The following is an 18,798-nucleotide window of genomic DNA, read 5'->3' as shown; positions in this document are numbered from 1 at the left end:
TCAAACGTCAGCGTCGATTCGCTCTTCCGAAAGCAGTGTGTACAGTTCAGCTGCTTCCCCTTTGCGAGGTGTGTCGTTTACCTTTTCCACCCGAACGGTTATCCGTTTCTGTCCGAGGCGGATGGACAGCTCATCCCCCGGAGCCACTGACGTACTCGCTTTGGCCACCGTTCCGTTTCGGGTGACCCTCCCCTGGGCGCACACTTCTTTTGCCAGCGTGCGGCGCTTAATCAGGCGGGAAACTTTTAGAAATTTATCGAGTCGCACTACTTCACCGCTTCTTTAAGTTTGCTCCCGGCGCGGAATGCGGGGACTGTCGTTTCCGGAATTTCGATGGATTCCCCAGTTTGCGGGTTGCGCCCGACTCTGCCGGACCGCTTGCGCGTTTCAAACGTGCCGAAACCGATTAGCTGTACTTTTTCCCCGGACTTTAAAGCTTGAGAAATCTCATCCAATACCGTATTCAGAACACTTTCGGCGTCTTTTTTGGTGAGGCCGCTCTTGGCCGCGATTTTTTGGATAAGTTCCTGCTTAGTCATACTCTAACACCTTCCTTATGTTATTCTTTATAACTACTTCGTGCTTTGTCGCGTAATTCCTGCTTAAACGCCTGAAAAAATCAGCGTCCGACCGCTTCGCTCTGTTTAACTGACTGCCACAATGCCTCCATCTGCTCTAGAGTTAAATGATGGAAAAGGAGTCCTTCCCGTTCGGCCTTCTGTTTCATTTGATCAAATCGCACGGTAAATTTGCTTTCAGCCCGCCTGAGGGCCTGTTCCGGGTCGACGTTCAAAAAGCGGGCTAAATTGACCACGGCAAACAGCAGATCGCCGAGCTCTTTCTCCACGTCGTCTCCACTGGCTTCCAGGCATTCCGTCAGTTCTTCCCGGACTTTGTCCACAACGGGTCCTACTTCGGTCCAGTCGAATCCGTGCTCGGCTGCCCGTTGTTGCAATTGTACCGCCCGAGACAAAGTGGGGAGTGTCGCAGGAATGCCGTCTGCCAACGATTTAGAATTCCTTTTTCCTTCCGCCCGTTTTTCCACTTCTTTTATCTTCCGCCAGTTTTCGGAGACTTCTGCCGCGTCCTTCACCTCTTCGTCACCGAATACGTGAGGGTGGCGGCGGATGAGCTTTTCATTAATCCGCTGTATGACGTCGCGAATGGTAAACGTTTCGTTTTCGGCGGCAATTTGGGCGTGCAACCCGATTTGGAGGAGGATGTCCCCCAGTTCATCACACATGTGCTCCGGGTCTTTTTTGTTGACCGCCTCAATGAATTCAGCCGTCTCTTCCACTAAGTATTTGCGCAAGCTTTCATGGGTCTGTTTCCGGTCCCACGGACAACCGTTCGGGCTGCGCAACGTCGCCACGATGTTCACAAATTCCGAAAAGTCACGGGTCAGCATCACGTCTTCCGGAACAGGGGGAACGACGACGACGCTGAGGGAACTGACTGGGAAACGGTGATCGAGTTCGTAGAGGGGGACGGTGCGGACGGACTCCTCGCCGTCCACGCCGAGTGAGTGGGCCACGATCACGTCAACATCGTCGGGATACCGTTCCATTAATGTCAATTTGACATCGGATGCCGTCAACTGGTCGTACACTTGGGCAATGACAGTCGTCATGCGCGGGTTGCATTGGTCGGGAGTAAAATCGAGGGCGTTTAACAGCATGAACCCGTCGATCGGATCAATTTGCAACCTCGCAAACACCGTGTCCAGGAAACTGTGACCGCCTTTGATCTCTACGTCGACCCCCCTCGTTCTGCCTTTTTGCAGCAGCATCTCTGTCGTCTTTTCTGCCACCATCGGATGACCGGGAACAGCGTATACGATGTGTCTACCTCCCGCCGCACGAATCAACCGCTCTGTGACGTCTTCATAAACTGGCTCAAAGCGGCCGTACCGCTCGTAGACATCGTCAAACGCTTCATACGCCAGGCCTTGCTGCTTTAGCCAAGGCACGACCGGATGGTTCTCTGTCCGCAAAAAGAGCTGTTCCGCTTCCTGCAGGGTAGAGACAACCCCTAACGTCAAGTCGGCTTCGTCACCGCTACCGAGGCCGACAACGGTAATGCGACCGTTAGACGACATCTTTTCCCCTCCTCACGTATCTTCTAATACACAGCTTTAAGGCGGTATCGCCCGCTGGCTCGCTGCATTGGAGCAAGGGCGGCGGGAGTGTTCCCGTCCATCACTTGAGCAGCCGGAATTTTTCAAGCCACGGGGAAAGTTTCCGGTTTAAACGGGGAACAGACTGTAAGTCTTCCCGGCTGATGGCACCGGAGCGGAACAGAATCAATGTGTACACGACGACGCCCGTTGCGACGGACGTGATGACTGTCACGAGCATGGCGAGGCGCAGCGAACCAAGAGCCCCTTCCAGGGCAAAGCGCACCCCCGCCATGACAGCAAAAACACTCGCCGCCATTAACAGGGCCGCCAGCATCGGTTTAAGGAGAAATTCCCGCCAATAGATGTTCGGCTTGATCCGGCGGACGATGGCCCACAAATTGAGAGCTGTCGACACCGTGTACGCGGCAACGGTCGCGATGGCGGCACCGACAATGCCCAACGGCCCGATGAGGACGAGATTGAACAGGAGCTTGACCAACACCCCGACAAACAAGTTCCGCGCCGGCAACAAGACGAGCCCGAGGCCTTGCAAAATGCCGGAAGACGTGACCCCAAGGGTCGAAAACACGGTCGTAAAGGCAAGTACGGCCAACGCGAAAGAACCCCGCCCGTTTTCGTAAAGCAAAATGTTCGTCGGTTCTGCAATGACGGCCAACCCTACGGATGCCGGCAATCCGAACAAAAACGTAATCCGCAGTGCGATCTCAGCGCGCAGGGCCACGAGGGCGTGCTGGCCTTTTGCCAGCGCCTCTGACACAGCGGGGACGATGGCCAGCGACAGCGCAGTGGCGAAGAAGGCGGAAAACTGAATGAGCGGTTGCCCGCGGTCGTAAACTCCCTTTAACGCCGCGGCCTCCAGACTATTAAGCCCTTGTATGCGTTCCAATAGGTTCGCCACTGTAAACGAATCGACGAGTCCGAGCAAGGGGAGGACGAGGGAGCCGAAGCAGATGGGAATGGCGTAGTACAAAATGCGTTTGACGACGGTGGCGTTCGATTCGCGTTCATACGCCGCGCGGTCCACAGTCGCCGTCGCGGCCAACTCCCGCTGCATGTTTTGATTGCGCCGCCAGTAAAAGAGCAGAGTCACGAAAGCTGCCAAAGCGCCCGTGACTGCCCCGAACACGGCACCGGCACCGGCGTAGACGAGATCCATCCCCCTGGACATGACCCAGTAGGCAGCGACGATGATGGTGAAGACGCGTACGAACTGCTCTGTCACTTGTGACACGGCCGTCGGCACCATGTTTTGATGCCCTTGAAAATAACCGCGCATGACGGACATCGTCGGCACGATCAAGAGCGCGAACGACACGCTTTTGATCGGCAGCGTCAACATATCCGGATTCCCCATCCACTCGGCGATGATCTCTGCTCCAAAAAAGAGGATACAAAAAAGAAGACCCCCGTCGCCGTGAGGACAGTGGACGACAGACGAAACACGCGTTTGGCCCCATATGTATCGCCCAGGGCGAGGCGCTCGGATACGAGTTTGGACACAGCAATGGGAAAACCTGCCGTCGCGAGGACGAGCAGAGTCGAATACAGGGGGTACACCTGTTGGTAAATGTACAACCCTTCGTCACCGGTCATGTTTTGGTACGGGATGCGGTAAAATACACCGAGCAGTTTCGATATAAAGGCAGCCGCCCCGAGAATAGCCGCTCCCTTAACGAATGACTGGCCCATGGCGCTCCTCCTAACAGATTCCCATTATACCACAACCGACCTGGCATGAAAAAAGCAGGCCAGCCTGCCTGCTTCCGTTCATCCCGTTCACCTTGCGGCTCTACTGTTCCAACTGTTTACCCAAAAAGCCTGCCGCCGTTTCCGCCATTTTGGTCTCAATGTCTCCAACTTTGTCCCCCTCATCTTTTGCCACGATCACAACGGCACCGACTGGATCTCCTCCGGCAACAATCGGCGCGACGACATAAGATTGGACACTCTCTGCACTGTTGAGCACGAGTTCTGTTTCGGTCGGATTCATTTCTACCACGGTTCGCCGATTGTCCATCGCACCCTCAATGACTCGGCCGATGGGTCTGTCCAAGTACTCCTTTTTCGGGGCCCCGGCTACCGCGATATACGTATCGCGATCACTGATCAACGTCGTATGTTGAAGACTTTCATACAGAGCTTCGACGTACTCCCGAGCGAAGTCCCCTAACTCGCCGATGGGAGAGTACTTCTTCAAGATCACTTCACCGTCTCGGTCCACAAATATTTCTAAAGGATCTCCTTCGCGAATGCGTAATGTTCTGCGTATTTCCTTCGGAATGACGACTCGTCCCAAATCGTCAATGCGCCGAACAATACCTGTCGCTTTCATGTATGAGTCCCCGCTTTCACATGTAGTTTTTGTCTCGGATGATAAGTTGTAGCCATAGTATTCAACTTATTCCAGAAGAATATGCGCGGAGACAGAACGTCCCCTGGGATTCATGCTCCCAGGGGACCGATCGCGGTACGTTATGACTGTTTCATCTCGATCTTGAGTTCGTTATCCACATAATGCTGGTATTCTTTCGTCCATACGTCCGCTTGGACTAAGTCTTTAGCTGCTTCAAATTCCAACTGTTCCCTTTCCAACACTTCAATGATGTGATATCCGAAGTCAGATTTCACTGGGTCGCTCACTTCGTTTAACGGCAAGTCGCGCACTGCTTCTCCAAAGCTCTGGACGTAAGTCGGACCTGCCGCCGTTGCGAGGGGCGTCAACTCATCGCCGAGGGAACCGCCGCTCTCCTTCGATCCCGGATCGTCAGAGTACTCTTTCGCCAGTTCCGCGAAGTCCTCCCCGCTGTCCAGCTTTTGTTTAACTTTTTCTGCCCGCTTCTTCGCAGCGGCGTCATCCCGTTCCTCATTCTCCTGAATGAGAATGTGCCGCACTTTCGCTTTGTACAACCGCAAATCCTTCTCTTCCTTCAGTCGGTTGTATCCGTCCCGCAAGTCATCTTCCGTCACTTCTTCGTTAAAGTAGTGCTCTACTTTTATATTGTCTACGAAGAAACGGTGCAAGTCGTCTTCAGTGAAACCTTGTTCCTCCAAGTAGGCGGCAAACTGTTTGTCTTCGCCCTGCATCTCGTCGTACTGCTGCTTAACGGACTCGACTAACTCGCTGGCCTCATCCTCCATTTCGGATGTCGCCTCAACTTTCGGAGCTATAGACTTGCTCGCGATGTACTGCGACAGCATTTGGTCCTTCAATTCCTCTTGTTCGACGAACATGGCCATTTGTGGATTAACCGTCATCACGATGTTCAAAAAACGGTTAAATTCCCCTTCTTTCACTTCACCGCTCGTCAAGCCGTCATAAGACGCAATCACTTCTTCACTCGTGGTGTCTAACGGCTCGGGGGCTTGTCCGGCCTGTTCGTCCGCCTTTTGATCTGTGTCCTCCTCGCTGTTGCCGCAACCTGCCGCAAGCAAGCTGACGACCACGAAGACGGCGAAGAACACGAATAAGCGCCGTTTAGTTTGCCGCATGCTGAACCTCTCCTTTCGGGTTTTCACCCGAGTCACATTGTATCAAAAACTGTTCGATCATTTCCAGCTTTTCTTTGTTTTCCATTCCTTTCACGTTGAGCTCGACTCGGATGTCCGTTCCGGGAATGAGGCGGGCGCGGTGTCTCAATTCTTGCACCGCTTTAATCAAAGAAGTTCCTCCCGTTTTTGCGTCAAAAAATGTGATGGTCACTTTTTGCCCTTTTTGTTTCACAGCACTCACTCCGCACTTTTTTGCGTAGATGCGCAAGCGGGCCAGGAAAAGCAAGTTGGCCACTGATGCCGGCGGCTCACCGAAGCGGTCCACAATTTCGTTTTCCAGTTCGGTGACTTCTTCGATGTTGTCCGTTCCCCGCACTTTTTTGTATATCTCAATTTTTTGGCGCTCATCGGGAATAAAGTCCTTGGGAATATAGGCGTCCGTTTTCAACTCGATTTCAGGGTCCGCGGCCGTCTCTTCCGCCTCCTCCCCTTTCAAGTCTTCAATGGCCTCTTTCAACATTTGGCTGTACATGTCGAATCCGACTGACGCTATGTGGCCGTGCTGCTCTGCGCCAAGTAAATTCCCCGCGCCGCGAATGGCGAGATCTCGCATGGCGATTTTAAATCCGGACCCGAGTTCGGTAAACTCGCGAATAGCCTCTAGCCGCTTCTCCGCCACTTCGGTCAGCACTTTGTCCCGCTGGTACGTAAAATAGGCGTAAGCGATGCGGTTCGAGCGGCCGACGCGGCCACGCAATTGGTAGAGCTGGGACAACCCCATCTTGTCCGCGTTATAGATGATGAGGGTGTTCACATTGGGGATGTCCACGCCAGTCTCGATAATCGTCGTACTGACCAACACGTCGTATTCTCCGTCCAAAAAGTCGAGCATCACCCGCTCCAGTTCCATTTCCGACATTTGCCCGTGGGCGACGGCCACCCGCGCGTCTGGAACTAAAGCCCGTAACTGATCCGCCATCGTCTGGATGTGCTGCACTTGGTTGTACAGAAAGTACACTTGTCCCCCCCGTCCAAGCTCGCGTTCAATGGCTTCCCTCACGAGGCTGGGACTGTATTCCACGACGTACGTCTGCACCGGAAAGCGGTTTTCAGGCGGGGTTTCAATTAACGACAAATCGCGTACCCCCAACATCGACATGTGCAGTGTGCGGGGAATCGGTGTCGCAGTCAACGTCAATACATCGACATTGTGGCGCAATTTTTTGATCTTTTCCTTGTGAGCGACGCCGAACCGCTGTTCTTCGTCGACGACGAGCAAGCCCAGATCTTTAAACTGCACATCTTTGGAGAGCAGGCGATGGGTGCCGATGACGATGTCGACCGTCCCTTTTTTCAACCCTTTCAACGTTTCACTCTGTTCTTTCTTCGTGCGAAAGCGGCTGAGGACGTGAATGTTCACGGGATAGTCGGCAAACCGCTCGCGAAACGTCTCGAAGTGCTGCTGGGCGAGGATGGTCGTCGGCACGAGAATCGCCACCTGCTTCCCGTCCATGACCGCTTTGAACGCCGCGCGAATGGCCACTTCCGTCTTGCCGTAGCCGACGTCGCCACAGAGCAAACGGTCCATCGGCACTTCGGACTCCATGTCGCGCATCACGTCTTCAATGGCGCGCAGCTGATCCGGCGTCTCTTCGTACGGAAACAGAGCGTTAAATTCCTGCTCGTAGGGAACCTTTTTGGAGAACTTGTACCCTTTGGTCGCCTGGCGCTTCGCGTACAGTTTGATCAAGTCCGCCGCTAAGTCTTTGACCGACGATTTCACCCTGTTTTTAACCTTACTCCACTCGCTCCCGCTCAAGCTGTACACTTTAGGCGCTTTTTCTTCGCCCCCGACGTATTTTTGCACCAAGTCGATCTGCTCAATGGGCACGTACAGTTTGTCGTTTCCAGCGTAGTGAATATTTAAGTAGTCTTTGTGCATGCCGCCGACGTTCAACGTTTCGATGCCCAAATATTTTCCGATGCCGTGGTTGACGTGGACGACGTAATCTCCCGGTTGTAAGTCCTGGTAGCTCTTAATGCGCTCGGCGTTCGACATTTTGGCCACACGGCGGGGACGGCGCTGTTTCTGTGTAAACACCTCGCTTTCGGTCACGACGACGAGTTTCACATTTGGCAGTTCAAACCCGTTTTGAACGCTGCCGATGAGTACCGAAGGGTGTGTCGGCACCTGGGAAATGTGGCGGTCGACCCAGTCGACTTCCATCCCGTAATCTCCCAGTACCCGTTTCAACCGGCGCGCCCGTTCTTCATTGGAGGCGAGGAACACCACCCGGTTTTTCGTTTTCAACCAGCGGTCCCACTCCGCTTTAAGAGCGTGCATCTGCCCGTGGAACTGCTGCATGGTCCGAGTGATGAAGTTGACGATATTTTGCGGTTGGGTGTTCGGCACTTGCCGCACGAACATCGTCAAGTACACTTTTTGTTGTGAAAGCCGTTTCATTAAATCATCGTAACGTTCAGACATTTCAAGGCCAGGTAAGGCCTCCCCTCGTTGCAGCCGTTCCGTCTGCCATTCCGCCTCTTCCCGATCCATCTGCTTGGCCGTCTCTTGAATGCGCGACGGATCGTCATACAGAAGGACGGTGTCTTTCGGCATGTAGTCGGTAAGATGAGCACACGCTGGGTAGATGAGGGAGATGTACTTGTGTATTCCCGGAAACAGTTGGCCTTGTTTGAACTGTTCAATGTCGTTGCCTATCTGTTCGTGCAACTTGTTTTTCACTTTCGGGTCTTTGACCCGTCGCAACTGGTCGTTCAGTTTATTTACCAGCCGGTCTCCGCTTTGGTACAGTTGTTCGAAAGAGGCAAACAGCTCTCGAGCCGGCGGCAAAACGACCTCCCGTTGCCGTTTCAGCGAACGTTGATCACTCACGTTAAACGCCCGGATCGTATCGATCTCATCGTCAAACCACTCAATGCGCAATGGGTTGTCAAAGGAAGGCGGAAAAACGTCGACGATCCCGCCGCGGACACTAAATTCTCCTTTTCTCTCAACCATGTCCACCCGACTGTAGCCGGTTTCGACCAGCTTACCGGTTACATCCTCCATCTCGATCTGATGTCCCTCGGACAGAGTGATATGAGCCGAACGGAACACATCGAACGGAACTAATTTTTTTCTTAAACCGGTGTAAGGAATGACGAGGACGCCGCGAAAGCCCTGCAACAGCGCACTCAAAACCGCAATCCGCTCACTGTCGTACGCCGGATCATTTACGGCGATATCCGCCGAGATCCATTCGTCGGCAGGGTACAACTTCACATCTTCTTTCGATAGAAACTCGGACAAGTCCTCGGCAAACTTCTGGGCTTGGTTGAGATTGTGGGTGACGAATGCGATGGGCCGCTTTACCTTGCGGTAAAGCGCCGCCGTAAACAGAGCACGTGACGATCCGCCAAGCCCCGATACAATCTGCTCTTTTAAACCGTTTTCGACACCGGCTACTGTCGATTGAAAGTCTTTGTCTTCACTAAATCGGGCGATGATCGCATCCACGGGTAGGTCGTCCTCCTCTCACAGCGTTCCAAAAAAGGGCATAGCAAAAAGAGGCCTAGCGACATACACCTAGGCCTGTTCGCACCAATTATTGCAGTAAGTTTGTGTACGACAACTCAGGATGTTCTTCAATCGCTTCTTTACAGTGGTCACAGATGACGCGAACGGTCATGTTGCCAAACGCGTCATACGTAATTATATCTTTGCGCTCCTCAGCGGTCAAGACGTGAAAGCCTAAACGCTCTTCGCTTAAGGCCACTTGGTTCAGTTGCCCTAAAGGAGTCTTACAGTAGCGGCACACGTAATTTATTGCCATGTATATGCCTCCTGATGCGACAGTATCACCATGTAGTATCGCCGGAACTGCCGCACTTTTATACGGAGGCCGATCACTTTACTCCTTGACGTTGTACCGGTTCATCGCTTCGAGAAAAGTAGACTCCGTCCAACAGCGAATCGCGTCCACTGCACGGTCCAACGCCTCGTCTACAATTTTCTCCTCATCTCGTGTGAAAGGCTCCAGGACGTAATCTGTTACAGCTTGAGGCGGCTCAGGGCGACCGATCCCGATCCGCACCCGTTTAAACTGTTCCGTCCCGAGGTGTTGGATGACAGATTTCATGCCGTTGTGCCCGCCGGCACTGCCTTTTAGCCGCAATCGGATCTGCCCCGGCGGCAAATCGAGGTCGTCGTAAACGACGACGAGGTCTTCTACATCGAGCTGAAAGTAATCTACCACCGGCCGAACAGCCATCCCCGAACGGTTCATGTAGGTTTGCGGCTTCAGCAAGACGACTTTTTCCCCGCGGATGTGACCTTCCCCTATAAGGGCATCCCACTTGCGCCTATTGACGGAAACGCCCCACTGATCGCCTAATCGGTCAATGACGCGAAATCCGACGTTGTGGCGCGTCCGAGCGTATAGGGTTCCTGGATTTCCCAAGCCGACAATCAGCTTCATGCGTCTTCACCTCAGCCCCATCTTACCAGAACGCGTTCTTTCCGGCGACTGCCGATTTCGTCTGGCAAGGGGAAACGGATCTCGTGAAAAAAGCGCACCCTGGGACAGGTTGCGCTTGTGCTGTTCAACGGCGGTTAAGCATCTTCGCTTTCGCCGTCACCTTTCGTCTTTTCGACGAGTTCCGGTTCCTCGACGTTCCCGTCTTCTGCTGTGACAGGCTCATCTTTGACTGGCGGCACGACGCTCACGACCGTTTCATCCGCGTCATTCAGCACTTCGACTCCCTCAGGGACCTGCAGATCGGCTACAGAGAGACTGTCTCCGATGTTCAGTCCTGTGACGTCGCACTGAATGACGTCCGGACGTTGGTCCGGCAGTGAGCGAATTTCCAAGGCTCTAAGCAGCTGTTGCAGAACTCCGCCTTCCTTCACTCCGGCGGCTTCACCTGTCAGTTCAATCGTCACTTCACTGTTTACCGGCTCGTCCATTCGTATCGTCTTAAAGTCTATGTGAACGAGATTGTCTTTGATTGGATCTTTTTGTACGTCGTACACCATGACGTGATACGACTGATCACCCTCTACCTCTAGTTCCAAGACAGCGTAGTCGCCTTCTTCGCGCAGTATCTTCGTCATTTCAACTTCATCGACAGCGATGGTGACGTTGTCCAAATCTTTACCGTACACGACAGCGGGGACTTTTCCCGCTTTTCGAATACGTCGTAACACTGAACGCGGTTTTTTGTTGCGCTTTTCTGCCTGAAGGGTGATGGCCATCGTTTTTCCTCCTTTTTCTACTTTTCTCTTTACTATTTCCCTTTATTGACCGTTGCAACCGGCGACACCTTAACTGAACAACGTGCTGACGGACTGTTCTTCGTGGACTCGGATAATCGCTTCCCCGATTAACGGCGCTACCGAGAGAACTTTTATTTTATCAAGCCGTTTCTCCTTGTCAAGGGGGATCGAATCGGTGACGACTAACTCGCGAATGTGCGACTGTTGAATGCGTTCAATCGCCGGTCCGGACAGAACCGCATGGGTGCCGCAAGCGTACACGTCCCGCGCACCGTGTTCAACGAGGGCATTCGCTGCCTGTGTCATCGTGCCTGCGGTGTCAATAATGTCGTCAATAATAATCGCCGTCCGCTGTTCCACTTTCCCGATGATATGCATCACTTCCGCCACATTCGGCTGTGTCCGCCGTTTGTCAATGATGGCGAGGGGCGCTTTCAGAAACTCTGCCAACTTTCGCGCCCGGGTCACACCGCCGTGGTCAGGGGATACGACGACGACGTCTCCCAAATGCTTGCTTTGAAAATACTCGGCCAAAATCGGCACGCCGAGTAAGTGGTCGACTGGAATGTCAAAAAAGCCTTGAATTTGTGTGGCGTGCAGATCCATCGTAATCATCCGGTCGGCGCCTGCAGTCTCGATCAAGTTGGCCACGAGTTTCGCCGTAATCGGGTCACGCGCCCGCGTCTTGCGGTCCTGACGGGCGTAACCGTAATAAGGCGTGACGACATTGATGGTTTTGGCTGACGCCCGTTTCAACGCATCAATCATGACGAGGAGTTCCATGAGGTGGTGGTTGACCGGTTCCGACGTAGACTGGATGACGTACACATCGTCCCCCCGCACACTCTCATTGAGAGTCACGCGCGTCTCCCCGTCACTGAAACTGGAGACATCCCCATCACCCAGGGTGACACCGACATGTTCGGCGATGTCCGCCGCCAATTTCGGATTGGCGTTGCAACTGAAAATCTTCAATTTTGGATCGCGGTATGCCGCCATCTATTTTTTCCCTCCGCCATTTGCTTTTTTAGCCCTTAATTTTTTGGCATACTCGGGCTTTGTCGTCTGTCGCTCCCGGGCAATGGCAAACGCGTCATCTGGTATATCGTCTGTAATGGTCGAACCGGCCGCAATGTACGTATCGCGGCCAATGTGAACGGGGGCAATCAAGTTTGCGTTACAGCCGATGAACGATCGGTCGCCGACAACGGTCCGCCACTTCCGTTCTCCGTCGTAGTTCACAGTCACCGCTCCACATCCGACATTCACCGATTCCCCTAAATCGGCATCTCCAATGTAGCTCAAATGTGACACTTTCGTTCCGGTTCCGATGACCGCGTTTTTCACTTCGACGAAGTCCCCGATTTTGACCCGCTCACCTATAGAACTGTTCGGCCGCACGTACGCGTATGGACCGACGGTTGACTGGCTGCCAACGCGGCTCTCTCTCAATGTCGAATGCTCCACCGTGACTCCGTCTGCTATGCGGCAGTCACGAATATCAGCATTCGGACCGATGATACAATTTTCTCCGATCACAGTATTCCCCCGCAGTACCGTCCCGGGCAAGATCGTCGTATCTCGGCCGATCTCAACATCTGTTTCAATGTACGTGTGATTCGGATCGACAATCGTGACGCCTTCCAACATGTGGCGTTCCAACACGCGCTTTCTCCAAATGGCTTCCGCCTCCGCCAACTGAATCCGGTTGTTGATGCCGACCGTTTCGCTGGCGTCTCGGACGCGGTACGCCCTGATTCTGTGCCCCTGTTTGCGAAGTACCCGGAGAGTGTCAGGTAGGTAGTACTCCCCTTGTGCGTTATCGTTGTTCACTTTTTTCAGGGCGTCGAACAACTTACTGTTGTCAAAACAAAACGTGCCGGTATTAATTTCGCGCACCTTTCGCTCTTCTTCGCTGGCATCTTTCTCCTCTACGACACGTTCCACATCGCCAGCGTGCGAACGAAGCACCCGGCCGTAACCCGTCGGGTTGTCGACAACGGCTGTCAACATGGAGGCCGCAACGCCTTTATCGGCAAAATCACGCACAAAATCGCGGTAAGTCTCGACGGTGATGAGCGGATTGTCTCCGTTGATGACGAGAGTTGAGCCAGGGAGTCCCTTTAAATGCTCTTCGGCTTGGCGGACAGCGTGACCGGTCCCTAACGGCTCCTGTTGCATGGCGTAGTGCACGCGGTCGCCCAAATAGCGCCGGACGGATTCGGCGCCGTAACCGACGACGACGACAATTTTGTCCACACCGAGCTGTTCCATCGACCTCACGATGTGTTCGATCATCGGCTTCCCGCCGATGGGATGCAACACCTTATGTTTGTTCGATTTCATGCGCGTGCCTTGACCGGCTGCCAAAATAACGGCATACGTCTGTGACACTCACTTCCGTCCTTTCAATTTTATTTCATAATGACTATATCTTAACCGCCGCATCATTGCAAGGAGAACGCTTTCACATAAAAAGCCCCCTGACGTATCAGGGGGACTACCTTTTCAGCCTCGCACGGGCCGCTGTTTTACGTACCCTCGACCAGTTCCTCTTCGCGTTCTCCAGCCGATTCTGTCTGTTCCGCTATCTCGTACTCTGCTAACACAGCATCTTGTATTTTGGCACGTGTTTCTGAAGAAATGGGATGGGCAATATCGCGAAACTCCCCGTCAGGAGTCCGCTTGCTCGGCATGGCCACGAACATGCCGTTATTGCCGTCAATCACCCGAATGTCGTGGACCACAAACTCGTCGTCAAACGTAATGGATGCGATCGCTTTCATCCGGCCGTCTGTTTTGACCCGGCGTAGCCTGACATCGGTAACTTGCATTCCTTTCACCATCCTTTAGCTGCTGAATAGATCGGTGTTGATACACTTATTCAACACAGACAGTGAAAATCCTGCAAAATTATACCAAAAAAATAAACTTTTTCTACGCCAGCGACACGACAAGCTCTATTTCAATTTGAGCGCCTTTTGGCAGTGCGGCCACTTGTACACACGATCGCGCCGGTGTGTGTGACTGGAAAAACTCGGCATACAGCTCGTTCACCCGTGAAAAATGGTTTAAATCCGTCAAAAACACGGTAGCTTTGACTACTTGATCCGTACGGGCCCCTGCCGCCTCCAACACCGCCTTCAAGTTTTTGAACACTTGTTTTGTTTGCGTCTCGATGTCATCGCCCGCCAATTCCCCTTCCGGGGTTAACGGAATTTGTCCCGACGTGTACAACCAGTCCCCCACTTTCACTGCCTGGGCATACGGGCCGATGGCCGCCGGCGCTTTGTCCGTTGCAATAAATTCCATATGTAAGCCTCCTTATCCAATGTTACCGTCTGAAAACACACTTTACCCTGATGGCAAAAAGCAAACTGTTACACGTATCCCTTTTGTCAGTCCCGTAATGCAGCGTGCCTTTCCGAACTAAAGTAATTTCCGGGTTGCACTTTTATCCGTCTCTTGTGCAAATCCACCTCCGTCAAAGTTGCTAACGACACGTAGTCGTGGACTAGGCGCTCCTCCACTCGTGATTCGGCAAACACGCCGACTCCGACAACCTCTGCGTTAAATTCGTGCAGTAAATCTTTCATGCCCTGAACTGTCCCGCCGGCTTTCATGAAATCGTCAATAATCAACACTTTTGAACCCTCCGGCAGGTTGCGTCGGGCGAGAGACATCGTCTGGATCCTTTTGGACGATCCGGAAATATAGTTGATGCTGACAACCGATCCTTCCGTTACCCGGCTGTCCCTCCGTGCGATGACAACGGGTACGTTTAAAAAACTTGCCGTCGCAAAGGCGAGCGAGATTCCTTTCGTTGCCACTGTTAGAACACAGTCCACCTCACGCGTAAAGCGAGACGCGAACATGAGGCCTAACTGGTGCAGGATGTTCGGTTCTCCTAATATGTCCGACATGTACAAATAGCCCCCGGGCAGTATGCGTTCCGGCTGGGCCAGTCTCTCGCATATCTCGTGTATGCTCTTCTCTGCCTCTTCTAACGAAATGTGCGGAATGTAGCGAACGCCTCCTGCCGCCCCCGCCACCGTTTGGAGAAAACCGTACCCTTCTTCGCGGAACACTTCTTCAATAATAGCTAAGTCCTCGCTGATCGACGACTTGGCCGCTTGATATCGGTCGGCAAAGGTTGAGAGCGGAATGACTTGTTGCGGCTGCGCCAGCAGTTGCCGGGTCATATCGACTAACCGTGCGCTTCTTTTTCTCTTCTTCATGGCGTTCCTCCAAAAATCCGCATATTTGAGCTAAATATATCATTTTTGTACGTTTTCCCGCAAGTTCAACCCGTGCCCTAACAGTCTGACGGCATACACGTCCCGGCAAAAGCCGCGCAGTGCGCTCACGAGGCGTCTCACCCGGCTCTCCTGTCTCACGAGGGCAAATACTGTCGGCCCGCTCCCCGACATGAGCACGGCATCGGCGCCAAAACGGGTGATGAGCCGTTTGTACGTGCCAACTTCTGGATACATCTTCATCGTCACTTCTTCCAGAACGTTGTACATCAGCCGGCACATCGCCTCATAATCTTGGGCCTTGATCACCTGTACCAATTTGTCCGTGTCGGGCCGGCGAGTAATGTGATCAACGCGGAGAGCTCCGTACACTTCCTTCGTCGACACGCTAAACGCCGGCTTTGCCAGAACGACCCAGCAAGACGGAGGAGCCGGAAGGTGTGTCAGCACTTCCCCTCTCCCTTTTGCTAGAGCCGTTCCCCCGTATATGCAAAAAGGGACATCAGATCCGATCTCTTCGCCTATTCGGGCGAGCTCGTCCAAACTTAAATGAAGCTCCCACAACCGGTTCAAACCGCGCAACGTCGCCGCTGCATCACTACTTCCTCCGGCGAGGCCGGCGGCCACTGGAATTTTTTTGTCAATGTAGATGCTCGCACCGCGGGACACCCGATACCGTTCTTGAAGAAGGGAAGCTGCCTGGTACGCCAAATTTTGTGAATCCGACGGGACCACACCAGAGGAACTCTCCACGCGAATGACCGGGTAACGCTCCTCGTACAAATCGACGCGATCTGCTAAGTCGATCATCGTCATGACCATTTCCAATTCGTGATACCCGTCTTCCCTCCGCCTGATGACGTCTAAGCTCAAGTTGATTTTGGCAGGCGCTTTTTCTGAGATCACGCAGAGTCCCTCCTTTATACCCACGCCCATTTTACCACTATTGCCCAAGAGGGGGAAAGAAAAAAGCTGAGGGAAAACCCTCAGCCCGTCTCACCACCTACTGCTGTCGCTCGGCCAACCTTTCTTCGGCGAGCTCGATTGCCCGTTTCACCATATTTCCGGCGTCACGCGCTTTGATGCCACCCCATCCTTCACGTTGGACAACATCGTAAAATCCGAGATCTTTGGCCAACTCCTCTTTGAACGCCTGAGACATGACACTTCGCCTAGCCATTACACAGCCTCCTTGTCGGTAGTGAGACTGCTCTTAGTGTGCGGAGCGAGATGCCGAGCAACTCGTGGCAATCTCTGCCGAAATGAAAAGAGTACGTATGAGACGTACTCTACTGGGCCGTGTATTGAATCCGGATTTGTCCATCGTCGTTGTAAACGGTAAGTTCCACTTGTTCGGTGAGGATATCGGCATAGCTGTATGAAACACGTTCAAAAGCATGCTGATCTTTGTCCAATTTGACAATAAAAACCGACGGGTACGTTTTCTCTAACACACCCGACCTCTCCACCGTTTTTCGCCGACCGCCATTGGCCACTAACTTGATTTTCTCCCCGATATGGCAGTCTAAACTGTTCTTAATTTCGGCTAACGCATTTTTCGCCACGGACTCAACCACCTCACTTATCGCCATTATACCACCACGTTTTTATTATGTCAACAAAATCATAAATTATAGCAGTGAAACGAGGTAATTGTCAATGGCATCGACAAAATAACTGTTTTTTCTTTAAAAAAAGCGTCACGATTTTGTAAAGCGGTCTGCCACAGTACTTGCTCCATACGCCTCCGGCTTAATTTTCACCGTATATCCTACCGCAGTGACCCATCCGATGACTTCCTGAATTATTTTTCGCGATTCCCCTTGTCGCCCGACGTCGAGGTGAATTTCAACCGGCCATTCTAAAAGGTCGTTTAACAATCCTTCTTCCTTAAGCTGTTCCATCAGCTCCAAACTGTAGCCTGTTTCACGGTAAAGGCGATAACGCAAATTTCGGATCGGCTCTGACCGCCATTTCCGCGTGTAAAACCGCGCCCCTTTGCCGACGCGGTGAATAATGACCGCCGTGACAAAAACTGTCTGTTTCTCAGACGTCTGCGAGTCGGTTCCGATAATGATTTTGTAGTACGCTTTTGTGTCTTCTTGCAGAAACGACCGAATGTCCTCCATCATTTCCTCTAGCGACATGCGCCCTTTTCGCGGATGTACAAACTCCAAGGTGGTTGGCCTCCTGATTTGGCTTTAAATGAGACAACTGTCACTCAATGCGTTGCTGATGCGGGCAAATTCAGCGAGAGACAGGGTTTCCGCCCTCCGACGCGGATCAATTCCCACTCGGTTCAACCATTCGTTCACTTGCGATTTATTCCAGTCCGTAAAAAGGTGGGCGTTAAGGTTGTTGGCCAACGTTTTGCGCCTCTCTTTGAAACTTGACTTGACCACTACAAAAAACAACTCTCGGTTTGCAACGAATGCAGGTGACGTCTTGTGGGGCGTGAGGGACAGGACGGCAGAATCCACATGCGGACGGGGGACAAACACATGGGCCGGTACGCGGGCGACTTTCTCGGGGGTGGCGTAATATTGAACGGCGACACTGAGCACTCCGTAATCTTTGCTGCCCGGTTTAGCCAACACGCGTTCAGCCACTTCTTTCTGCATCATCAGGACGAGGCGGTAAAACGACCAATTGAGTTCCAGCAGCTTCATAATCACAGCTGACGTGATGTAATAAGGCAAATTGGCGACGACTGTCGTCCTTTTGCAACTGGAAAGGTGCTCTTTCAACACTTTGGGGACATCTAAAGCCAATATATCGCCACACACGATCTGGACGTGGTCGTAAGAAGCGAACGTGTTTTCCAAAATGGGGATGAGCCGTTTATCTATTTCGACGGCCACCACCTTGCCTGCAACATTCGCCAGCCGCTCGGTCAGCGATCCAATGCCGGGACCGACTTCCAATACTCCCGTCTCTTTGTCAATGTCAGCGGCTCGCACCATTTTGTCCAAAACGCGGGAATCTGTCAAAAAATTTTGTCCCAGTGATTTTTTCGGTTTTAACCGGTAGTCACGCAACACTTGTGAGGTCCGCCCAGTGACGGAACGCTGATCGCCCATTGAAGTCCTCCCTCACTTTAGTTTTTGCACTGCTCGACGAAGTTCATCCGGCGTAATGTGAAAAGCGTTTAACCGCTTGTACAGGCCTTGGGCATTGGCATAGCCGACGCCGAGGGCTCGACCGACGGCTTCCCGCCGCTTGCGCGCCTGAGGGTGTAAGGTCAAACCGCAGTCAATCATATTCTCCCACGTCACACAGTCACGCGGTCTTACTTCTAACGTTTCTGCCCTGGCTTCAGCCAGGGCATGACGAATCACGTCAGGTGGGGCGTATTCTACACCTGCCTTACCGTCTTTCGACGCGAGTTCCCGGGGGATGAAGGCGTGTTTGCAACCTGGCACAGCTTCCCGGATGATGCGTCGGATGCGCTCACCTGGATAGTCAGGGTCTGTCAATACGATGACGCCGCGTTTCACTTGGGCGAGTCGAATGCGCTCCATTACTTCTGCACGTAATGCCGAGCCGCCTGTCTCAATCGTCTCGGCATCCACGGCACGGCGAACGGCCGCCGTATCGTCTCTCCCTTCTACGACGATCATTTCTTTTACCACCAT

22 protein-coding genes are annotated in these 18,798 nt (G+C 52.9%); all 22 read right to left on the bottom strand.

Features of this window, described 5'->3' with window-relative positions; genetic code table 11:
- A complete protein-coding gene (locus B0W44_RS00320) occupies positions 1 to 267 on the bottom strand; it encodes an RNA-binding S4 domain-containing protein (protein WP_077718287.1) in 267 nt (88 codons plus the stop codon).
- Positions 267 to 539: an HU family DNA-binding protein gene (locus B0W44_RS00315; protein ID WP_077718286.1), complete on the bottom strand. Its 273-nt coding sequence runs from the start codon at positions 537 to 539 to the stop codon at positions 267 to 269. The genes B0W44_RS00320 and B0W44_RS00315 overlap by 1 nt, the downstream gene beginning before the upstream one ends.
- A gap of 80 nt (positions 540 to 619) precedes the next feature.
- Positions 620 to 2,098, bottom strand: coding sequence for a bifunctional methyltransferase/pyrophosphohydrolase YabN (gene yabN / locus B0W44_RS00310; RefSeq protein ID WP_077718285.1), 1,479 nt, complete (start codon positions 2,096 to 2,098; stop codon positions 620 to 622).
- A 100-nt stretch (positions 2,099 to 2,198) separates the two neighbouring features.
- A complete protein-coding gene (locus B0W44_RS00305; protein WP_335582638.1) occupies positions 2,199 to 3,494 on the bottom strand; it encodes a putative polysaccharide biosynthesis protein in 1,296 nt (431 codons plus the stop codon).
- A complete protein-coding gene (locus B0W44_RS19000) occupies positions 3,473 to 3,829 on the bottom strand; it encodes an oligosaccharide flippase family protein (protein WP_335582637.1) in 357 nt (118 codons plus the stop codon). Before B0W44_RS19000 ends, B0W44_RS00305 begins: the two co-directional genes overlap by 22 nt.
- A gap of 100 nt (positions 3,830 to 3,929) precedes the next feature.
- On the bottom strand, positions 3,930 to 4,472 hold the full coding sequence (gene spoVT / locus B0W44_RS00300; protein ID WP_077718284.1) for a stage V sporulation protein T: 543 nt from the start codon (positions 4,470 to 4,472) through the stop codon (positions 3,930 to 3,932).
- Positions 4,473 to 4,612: 140 nt separating this feature from the next.
- Entirely contained in the window at positions 4,613 to 5,629 is a 1,017-nt protein-coding gene (locus B0W44_RS00295; RefSeq protein ID WP_077718283.1) for a peptidylprolyl isomerase, read from the bottom strand.
- Positions 5,616 to 9,149 (bottom strand): transcription-repair coupling factor, encoded by a 3,534-nt coding sequence (gene mfd / locus B0W44_RS00290; protein WP_077718282.1) that lies wholly within the window; start codon positions 9,147 to 9,149, stop codon positions 5,616 to 5,618. The genes B0W44_RS00295 and mfd overlap by 14 nt, the downstream gene beginning before the upstream one ends.
- Positions 9,150 to 9,237: 88 nt before the next feature.
- Positions 9,238 to 9,465, bottom strand: a complete 228-nt coding sequence (locus B0W44_RS00285; protein WP_077718281.1) for an anti-sigma-F factor Fin family protein — start codon at positions 9,463 to 9,465, stop codon at positions 9,238 to 9,240.
- 78 nt (positions 9,466 to 9,543) lie between these two features.
- Positions 9,544 to 10,110, bottom strand: a complete 567-nt coding sequence (gene pth / locus B0W44_RS00280) for an aminoacyl-tRNA hydrolase (RefSeq protein WP_077718280.1) — start codon at positions 10,108 to 10,110, stop codon at positions 9,544 to 9,546.
- 134 nt (positions 10,111 to 10,244) lie between these two features.
- Positions 10,245 to 10,886, bottom strand: coding sequence for a 50S ribosomal protein L25/general stress protein Ctc (locus tag B0W44_RS00275; protein ID WP_077718279.1), 642 nt, complete (start codon positions 10,884 to 10,886; stop codon positions 10,245 to 10,247).
- 69 nt (positions 10,887 to 10,955) lie between these two features.
- Entirely contained in the window at positions 10,956 to 11,906 is a 951-nt protein-coding gene (locus B0W44_RS00270) for a ribose-phosphate diphosphokinase (protein WP_077718278.1), read from the bottom strand.
- Positions 11,907 to 13,301 (bottom strand): bifunctional UDP-N-acetylglucosamine diphosphorylase/glucosamine-1-phosphate N-acetyltransferase GlmU, encoded by a 1,395-nt coding sequence (glmU, locus tag B0W44_RS00265; protein ID WP_077718277.1) that lies wholly within the window; start codon positions 13,299 to 13,301, stop codon positions 11,907 to 11,909.
- Positions 13,302 to 13,438: 137 nt separating this feature from the next.
- Complete coding sequence (gene spoVG / locus B0W44_RS00260; RefSeq protein WP_077718276.1) at positions 13,439 to 13,741, bottom strand: septation regulator SpoVG; 303 nt, start codon at positions 13,739 to 13,741, stop codon at positions 13,439 to 13,441.
- Positions 13,742 to 13,844: 103 nt separating this feature from the next.
- Entirely contained in the window at positions 13,845 to 14,219 is a 375-nt protein-coding gene (locus tag B0W44_RS00255; RefSeq protein WP_077718275.1) for a RidA family protein, read from the bottom strand.
- Between the two features lie 86 nt (positions 14,220 to 14,305).
- Entirely contained in the window at positions 14,306 to 15,145 is an 840-nt protein-coding gene (gene purR, locus B0W44_RS00250) for a pur operon repressor (RefSeq protein ID WP_077718274.1), read from the bottom strand.
- Between the two features lie 39 nt (positions 15,146 to 15,184).
- Positions 15,185 to 16,069: a 4-(cytidine 5'-diphospho)-2-C-methyl-D-erythritol kinase gene (gene ispE / locus B0W44_RS00245; RefSeq protein ID WP_418304063.1), complete on the bottom strand. Its 885-nt coding sequence runs from the start codon at positions 16,067 to 16,069 to the stop codon at positions 15,185 to 15,187.
- Between the two features lie 97 nt (positions 16,070 to 16,166).
- Positions 16,167 to 16,343 (bottom strand): small, acid-soluble spore protein, alpha/beta type, encoded by a 177-nt coding sequence (locus tag B0W44_RS00240; protein WP_077718272.1) that lies wholly within the window; start codon positions 16,341 to 16,343, stop codon positions 16,167 to 16,169.
- Positions 16,344 to 16,452: 109 nt separating this feature from the next.
- Complete coding sequence (gene veg, locus B0W44_RS00235) at positions 16,453 to 16,728, bottom strand: biofilm formation stimulator Veg (protein WP_077718271.1); 276 nt, start codon at positions 16,726 to 16,728, stop codon at positions 16,453 to 16,455.
- Between the two features lie 135 nt (positions 16,729 to 16,863).
- Positions 16,864 to 17,340 carry a ribonuclease H-like YkuK family protein gene (locus B0W44_RS00230; RefSeq protein ID WP_077718270.1) on the bottom strand — a complete coding sequence of 159 codons (477 nt, stop codon included), beginning with the start codon at positions 17,338 to 17,340 and terminating at the stop codon, positions 16,864 to 16,866.
- A 24-nt stretch (positions 17,341 to 17,364) separates the two neighbouring features.
- Entirely contained in the window at positions 17,365 to 18,243 is an 879-nt protein-coding gene (rsmA, locus tag B0W44_RS00225; protein ID WP_077718269.1) for a 16S rRNA (adenine(1518)-N(6)/adenine(1519)-N(6))-dimethyltransferase RsmA, read from the bottom strand.
- A 12-nt stretch (positions 18,244 to 18,255) separates the two neighbouring features.
- Entirely contained in the window at positions 18,256 to 18,798 is a 543-nt protein-coding gene (gene rnmV, locus B0W44_RS00220; RefSeq protein WP_179947360.1) for a ribonuclease M5, read from the bottom strand.

This window comes from Novibacillus thermophilus (genome assembly GCF_002005165.1).
Taxonomy (GTDB): Bacteria; Bacillota; Bacilli; order Thermoactinomycetales; family Novibacillaceae; genus Novibacillus; species Novibacillus thermophilus.
Note: the sequence above shows the minus strand (reverse complement) of the source record. Positions and strands in the feature narration are given on the sequence as shown.

Excerpts from the sequence above, each read along its gene's own strand:
- yabN (WP_077718285.1), bottom strand. The coding sequence starts at position 2,098 with ATGTCGTCTAACGGTCGCATTACCGTTGTCGGCCTCGGTAGCGGTGAC.
- B0W44_RS00270 (WP_077718278.1), bottom strand. The coding sequence starts at position 11,906 with ATGGCGGCATACCGCGATCCAAAATTGAAGATTTTCAGTTGCAACGCC.
- B0W44_RS00285 (WP_077718281.1), bottom strand. The coding sequence starts at position 9,465 with ATGGCAATAAATTACGTGTGCCGCTACTGTAAGACTCCTTTAGGGCAA.
- B0W44_RS00275 (WP_077718279.1), bottom strand. The coding sequence starts at position 10,886 with ATGGCCATCACCCTTCAGGCAGAAAAGCGCAACAAAAAACCGCGTTCA.
- B0W44_RS00240 (WP_077718272.1), bottom strand. The coding sequence starts at position 16,343 with ATGGCTAGGCGAAGTGTCATGTCTCAGGCGTTCAAAGAGGAGTTGGCC.
- purR (WP_077718274.1), bottom strand. The coding sequence starts at position 15,145 with ATGAAGAAGAGAAAAAGAAGCGCACGGTTAGTCGATATGACCCGGCAA.
- spoVG (WP_077718276.1), bottom strand. The coding sequence starts at position 13,741 with ATGCAAGTTACCGATGTCAGGCTACGCCGGGTCAAAACAGACGGCCGG.
- rsmA (WP_077718269.1), bottom strand. The coding sequence starts at position 18,243 with ATGGGCGATCAGCGTTCCGTCACTGGGCGGACCTCACAAGTGTTGCGT.
- B0W44_RS00295 (WP_077718283.1), bottom strand. The coding sequence starts at position 5,629 with ATGCGGCAAACTAAACGGCGCTTATTCGTGTTCTTCGCCGTCTTCGTG.
- B0W44_RS19000 (WP_335582637.1), bottom strand. The coding sequence starts at position 3,829 with ATGGGCCAGTCATTCGTTAAGGGAGCGGCTATTCTCGGGGCGGCTGCC.
- spoVT (WP_077718284.1), bottom strand. The coding sequence starts at position 4,472 with ATGAAAGCGACAGGTATTGTTCGGCGCATTGACGATTTGGGACGAGTC.
- B0W44_RS00305 (WP_335582638.1), bottom strand. The coding sequence starts at position 3,494 with ATGGGGAATCCGGATATGTTGACGCTGCCGATCAAAAGCGTGTCGTTC.
- rnmV (WP_179947360.1), bottom strand. The coding sequence starts at position 18,798 with ATGGTGGTAAAAGAAATGATCGTCGTAGAAGGGAGAGACGATACGGCG.
- pth (WP_077718280.1), bottom strand. The coding sequence starts at position 10,110 with ATGAAGCTGATTGTCGGCTTGGGAAATCCAGGAACCCTATACGCTCGG.
- B0W44_RS00315 (WP_077718286.1), bottom strand. The coding sequence starts at position 539 with ATGACTAAGCAGGAACTTATCCAAAAAATCGCGGCCAAGAGCGGCCTC.
- B0W44_RS00255 (WP_077718275.1), bottom strand. The coding sequence starts at position 14,219 with ATGGAATTTATTGCAACGGACAAAGCGCCGGCGGCCATCGGCCCGTAT.